General features: G+C 68.2%; 5 protein-coding genes and 1 tRNA gene. 5 read left to right on the forward strand and 1 reads right to left on the reverse strand.

Annotation, left to right across the window (positions count from 1 at the left end):
• The 3 genes from QH270_RS22915 to QH270_RS22925 form a co-directional block, all read left to right on the forward strand.
• Positions 1-1,240, forward strand: a 1,240-nt coding sequence (locus tag QH270_RS22915; RefSeq protein WP_280346013.1) for a topoisomerase C-terminal repeat-containing protein, incomplete at its 5' end; no start/stop codon positions are given.
• A gap of 56 nt (positions 1,241-1,296) precedes the next feature.
• Positions 1,297-2,496 carry a DNA polymerase III subunit delta' gene (locus tag QH270_RS22920; RefSeq protein ID WP_280346017.1) on the forward strand — a complete coding sequence of 400 codons (1,200 nt, stop codon included), beginning with the start codon at positions 1,297-1,299 and terminating at the stop codon, positions 2,494-2,496.
• A 91-nt stretch (positions 2,497-2,587) separates the two neighbouring features.
• A tRNA-Thr gene (locus tag QH270_RS22925) sits at positions 2,588-2,663 on the forward strand.
• Between the two features lie 263 nt (positions 2,664-2,926).
• Here QH270_RS22925 and QH270_RS22930 read toward each other — a convergent pair.
• Positions 2,927-3,553, reverse strand: coding sequence for a TetR/AcrR family transcriptional regulator (locus tag QH270_RS22930; protein ID WP_280346019.1), 627 nt, complete (start codon positions 3,551-3,553; stop codon positions 2,927-2,929).
• A 92-nt stretch (positions 3,554-3,645) separates the two neighbouring features.
• On the opposite strand from QH270_RS22930, the gene QH270_RS22935 reads away from it, so the two are divergent.
• Together QH270_RS22935 and QH270_RS22940 are read left to right on the forward strand one after the other, a co-directional pair.
• Positions 3,646-5,571, forward strand: coding sequence for an acyl-CoA dehydrogenase family protein (locus tag QH270_RS22935; RefSeq protein ID WP_432420410.1), 1,926 nt, complete (start codon positions 3,646-3,648; stop codon positions 5,569-5,571).
• Between the two features lie 71 nt (positions 5,572-5,642).
• A partial coding sequence (locus QH270_RS22940) for a dihydrofolate reductase family protein (RefSeq protein ID WP_432420411.1) occupies positions 5,643-5,930 on the forward strand: 288 nt, incomplete at its 3' end.

Consider the following 5,930-nt stretch of genomic DNA (forward strand, 5'->3'; position numbering starts at 1 on the left):
GCTCGAAGCGTATTTCGGCAGGCTCGTCGACTTCGACTTCACCGCCGCCATGGAAGACGACCTCGACGCGATCGCCGGTGGCCGCGAGCAGCGCGGAAACTGGTTGTCCAGCTTCTACTTCGGTGGCGATCACGGTGCCGAGGGCTCGGTGGCGCGCTCGGGCGGCCTCAAGAAGATGGTCGGCGAGCAGCTCGACGACATCGACGCCCGCGAAGTGAACTCGATCAAGATGTTCGTCGACGACGAGGGCCGCGATGTGGTGGTCCGGGTCGGCCGGTTCGGTCCGTATCTGGAGCGGATGGTCGTCAATCCCGATGACCCGGACGGTGATCCGGTCTCGCAGCGCGCGAACCTGCCCGACGATCTGCCGCCCGACGAGCTGATCCCCGAGGTGGCCGAGAAGCTGTTCTCGACACCGCAGGAGGGGCGCTCGCTCGGTGTCGACCCGGTCTCGGGGCACGAAATCGTCGCCAAGGAAGGACGTTTCGGCCCGTACGTCACCGAGGTGCTGCCCGAGCCGCCCGCGCCCGACCCGTCCGCCGCCCCGGCGAAGAAGACGACGAAGAAGGCCGCCGAGGTCAAGCCGCGGACCGGATCGCTGTTCAAGTCGATGGACCTGGCGACGATCACCCTCGACGACGCGCTCAAGCTGCTGTCGCTGCCGCGGGTGGTCGGCAACGATCCCGCCAGCGGCGAGGAGATCACGGCGCAGAACGGCCGCTACGGCCCGTACCTGAAGAAGGGCACCGATTCGCGGTCGCTGGCGACCGAGGAACAGCTGTTCACCGTCACCCTCGAGGAAGCGCTCAAGCTCTACGCCGAGCCGAAGCGGCGGGGGCGGCAGGCTGCCAGCGCGGCCCCGCTGCGCGAGCTCGGCAACGATGCCGCGACGGGGAAGCCGATGGTGATCAAGGACGGCCGGTTCGGTCCGTACGTCACCGATGGTGAGACCAACGCGAGCCTGCGCAAGGGCGACGAGGTCGAGTCGATCACCGACGAGCGCGCCTCCGAGCTGCTCGCCGATCGCCGCGCGCGGGGTCCGGTGAAGAAGGCCGCCAAGAAGACGACGGCGAAGAAGGCGGCCAAGAAGGCGCCGGCGAAGAAGACCGCCGCCAAGTCGACCGCGACGAAGACGGCCACCAAGACGGCGGCGAAGAAGACGGCCGCCAAGAAGACCGCGGCCAAGAAGGCGCCCGCGAAGAAGGCGGCGGCGAAAGCCGCTGGTACCGACGCGGATTGACAGGTGCCGCGCGGTCGTCGATCGAGGTGTCGGACCGCGCGGCTAGGGTGTAGTGCGTGGCAGGTGTCTTCGATCGACTGGTCGGCCAGGACGTGGTCGAGGCCGAGCTGACCGCTGCCGCGACGGCGGCCCGTGCCGGGGTGGTGACCGGCGCGATGACGCATTCGTGGCTGTTCACCGGTCCGCCGGGTTCTGGTCGGTCGGTCGCGGCGCTGTGCTTCGCGGCCGCGCTGCAGTGCACCGATCCCGACATCGTCGGGTGCGGTCGCTGCCATGCCTGCACGACCACCGTGGCGGGCACGCACGGTGACGTGCGCCGGATCATCCCCGAGGGCCTGAGCATCAGCACCAAGGAGATGCGCGCGATCGTGCAGATCGCCTCGCGGCGGCCGAGTACCGGTCGCTGGCAGATCGTGGTGGTCGAGGACGCCGACCGGCTCACCGAAGGCGCCGCGAACGCGCTGCTCAAGGTGGTCGAGGAGCCGCCGGACCGCACGGTCTTCCTGCTGTGCGCGCCGACGGTCGACCCCGAGGACATCTCCGTCACGCTGCGCTCCCGATGCAGGCACGTGCACCTGGTGACGCCCACCGTCCCCGCGATCGCGCAGGTGCTGCGTGAGCGCGATCAGCTCGACGCCGAGACCGCCGAATGGGCGGCTTCGGTGAGTGGCGGGCATGTCGGCCGGGCGCGTCGGCTGGCGACCGACGAGGACGCGCGCAAGCGTCGTCAGCGCGCGCTCGCCCTGGTCGGCGCGACGGAACGGCCCGGTGCCGCCTACACCGCCGCCGACGAGCTGGTGAAGTCGGCCGACGACGAAGCCAAACTGATGAGCGCCGAACGCGACGATCGCGAACGCGACGAACTCGCCACCGCGCTCGGCGCGGGCGGTACCGGCAAGGGTGCCGCCTCGGCGACTCGCGGCTCGGCGGGCGTGCTCAAGGAACTCGAGCGCCGCCAGAAGTCCCGCGCCACCCGCACCGGCCGCGACGCCCTCGACCGCGCCCTCATCGACATCGCCGGGATGTACCGCGACGCCCTCGCCATGCGTTTCGCCGGCCGCGGCACCCCCATCACCCTCACCCATCCCGACATGGCCGACGAGATCACCGACCTCGCCACCAACGTCCGCCCCGAGGGCCTTCTCCGCAGCATCGACGCCGTCCTCGCCTGCCGCGAAGCTCTCGACCTCAACGTGAAACCCCGCTTCGCCGTAGCCGCCATGGTCGCCACCCTCATCACCGCCCGCTCCACCTGATCGGCCGCTCAGCCGTCGTTTCCGACAGCGAATGACCTGCCGTTTTCGCGTTCCGACCGGGAGACGATAGACTCACACCGCCTGACGGCACGCCGCCTTAGCTCAGTCGGTAGAGCGCTTCACTCGTAATGAAAAGGTCGGGGGTTCGATTCCCCCAGGCGGCTCCAAAGGTCAAAGGTCCTTTCCGGATTCCGGGAAGGACCTTCGTCGTTGCCGGGTCCGGTGGTGCGTTGACAAGCGGTACGCCGGCATCCGTTTCATCCGAAAGGGTGAGGAGCTCGCGCATGCGGCGGCTCCGCCTGAGCGTATTCCTGTCTGTGGTACGACCGACAAGGTCATCGTGACGGGTTGTCCCTGGTCGGAACCTATTTTCAGTAGGTACAGGCGCTGCCCGGACTGTGCTGCTCTTTGCCCGCTGTAGCGGGCCGGTTCAGGCGGCGCGCATGGCTCGGTAGACGGCGGCGCCGATGAATTCGCCGAGGGTGTCGGGGGTCCAGGGGGTTTCGGCGGTCAGGAGGGTGCGGACGGCGCCTTCGCCTGCGGAGACCCAGAGTTCGGCCAGGGCGGGGAGTTTGTGGTCGGCGTTCTCGGTGCCCCAGGCGTGCAGGGTGGGGCGGAGCAGGGCGGTGCAGCGGGTGACGGCGAGGTTTCGGCCGCGGCCGAAGGAGCCCGCGACGGCGGGGTCGGGGTTGCCGTAGACGAGGCGCCAGGCGTCGGGGCGGCTGGCGGCCTTGTGTAGAAGGGCGCGGAAGCCTTCGACGAAGACGGTCTCGTCGGCGTTGGTGGTTCGGGGCGGCAGGACTTCGATCACGCCGGAGATGAGGTAGTTCTCCTCGCGCTCGATGAGGGCCTCGATGAGCTGGACGCGGTCGGGGAAGCACGCGTAGACCACGGGCCGGGTGACGCCCATCCGGTCGGCGACCGCGCCCATGGTCACCCCGGCGACCCCGCTCTCGACGGCTATCTCCAGTGCGGCGTCGAGCACCTGGGGGCGGCGGCGTTCCGGGCCCAGGTGTGCGGCTCTTCGTCGCCGCGCCACGGCTGTCTCGCTACCCACGTTCACCACCATAGCAACGCGACAATTTTCCTTCACTCGTGTAGGAAGAGTTACTACAGTGATGTAGGAAGTGTTCTTCCGATGAGGAGTCGATGATGTCCCAGGCCCTGTTCCACCCGAAGAACAGCGATTTCGCGCAGTTCGATCCGGCCACGCGCGCGCTGCTGCGCACCGTCGTGGAGTGGTTCGAGGCCCGCGGCAAGAAGCGGCTGATCCGCGACGATCACGAGCGGGTGTGGCCGGCCGAGTTCGTCGACTTCGTGAAGCGGGAGAAGCTGTTCGCGACGTTCCTCACCCCGGCGGAGTTCGCCGACGGCGACCCGGACAAGCGCTGGGACACCGCGCGCAACGCCGCGCTCAGCCAGATCTTCGGCTTCTACGGCATGACGTACTGGTACATCTGGCAGGTCACCATCCTCGGCCTCGGGCCGATCTGGCAGAGCGGCAATGTCGCCGCCAAGCGCAAGGCCGCCGCGCTGCTCGACGCCGGGGAGATCTTCGCCTTCGGCCTGTCCGAGCAGCAGCACGGCGCCGACGTGTACTCCACCGACATGATCGTCGACCCGCAGGCCGACGGCAGCTACACCGCGAGCGGCGCGAAGTACTACATCGGCAACGGGAACCTGGCCAGGATGGTGTCGGTGTTCGGCCGGCGCTCCGACAAGCCGATCATCGACAGCGCCGCGGCGATGCGACAGAAGCCGACCGACGCCGACTACGAGGGTTATCTGTTCTTCGTCGCCGACAGCGCGCACGAGGCGTACCAGCTGCGCAAGAACGTGGTGGCCTCGCAGATCTACGTCGCCGCGTTCGAGCTGGACAACTATCCGGTCGCCGAGGACGACATCCTGCACACCGGTGAGGACGCCTTCCACGCCGCGATGAACACCGTGAACATCGGCAAGTTCAACCTCGGATTCGGTGCCATCGGCGCCTGTGAGCACGCCTTCTACGAGGCCGTCGACCATGCGGACAATCGCATCCTGTTCGGCCACCGGGTGACCGAGTTCCCGCAGGTCCGCGCGCTGATCACCGATACGTACGCCCGCCTGATCGGCATGAAGCTCTACAGCGAGCGGGCCGTCGACTACATGCGCTCGGCGAACCAGGACGACCGGCGCTATCTGCTGTTCAACGCCATCGAGAAGATGTCGGTGACCAGGCAGGGGCAGCGCGTGATCGAGGACCTGGCCGATGTGATCGCGGCGCGCGGCTTCGAGAACGACATGTACTTCCCGATCGCGATGACTGCCATGTTCGGCCTGCCCCGGCTGGAGGGCACGGTGCACGTCAATATGGCGCTGTCGCTGAAGTTCATGGCCAACTACATGTTCCATCCCGCCGATGCCGGGCTGGCGGTGCTGCGGTCGCTGCCCGGTGCGGCCGTCGCTCCGGCGGGGACGACACGGGCCGTCGCGAGTGCGCTGTCCTGGTCGAGCCGTAAGCTCGCGTCGCGCGCGGGCGCGGTGCTCAAGCCGTTGCGCGACGAATTCGCCAGCGCCGCTTACGCTCCGGTACCCACCAGGCGCGACGGCGCCGACGACGAATTCCTGTTCCGGCAGGGGCCGAGTTCGGGGCTGGGCAAGGTGCGCTTCGCGGACTGGCTGCCGGTGTTCGAGGAATTCGCCGATGTCCCCAATGTCGCGGTGTTCCTCGAGCAGGTGCGGGCCTTCCAGGCGCTGCTGGCCGCCGCGGGCCCGACCGCGCGGCAGCAGCGTGATGTCGACTTCCTGTTCGTCATCGGGGAGTTGTTCACGGCGGTGCCCTACGCGCAGCTGGTGCTGGAGCAGGCGCGCATCGAAGGTACCGACCGCGCGGTGATCGACCAGCTGTTCGACGGCTTCGTCCGCGAATTCTCCCGGCACGCGGTCGCCCTGCACGGCAAGCCCGAAGCCACACCGGCGCAACAGAAACGAGCCATGGACCTGGTGCGTCGTCCGGTCGCGGACGAGCGGCGCTTCGACCGGGTGTACGCCGAGGCGCGGTCGCTGGCCGGAGCGTACGAGATGAATCCGTGAGCTCGCCGACCGATGAATTCGCGAGGGTCGCGCAGTCTGCACTGAAGGGATTCGTCGACTGAGGAGGCTTCGTGCGAACACTGACGATCACGCAGAACATCACCGTCGACGGCGCGGTGGAGATGCTCGGGGACTGGTTCGATCCGGCGGCGAGCAACGCGGAGCAGCTCGCCGAGCTGCACCGGCAGACCGCCGCTTCCGACGCGTTGGTACTCGGTAGGCAGACCTTCGAGGACTTTCGTGGGTACTGGCCCGAGCAGGTCGACGACCGGACCGGGATCACCGAGTCGTTGAACCGGCAGCACAAGTACGTCGTGTCGGCCACGATGACCGATCCGGGGTGGCAGAACTCGACGGTG

It is taken from the genome of Nocardia neocaledoniensis (genome assembly GCF_029868625.1).
GTDB lineage: Bacteria > Actinomycetota > Actinomycetes > Mycobacteriales > Mycobacteriaceae > Nocardia > Nocardia neocaledoniensis_A.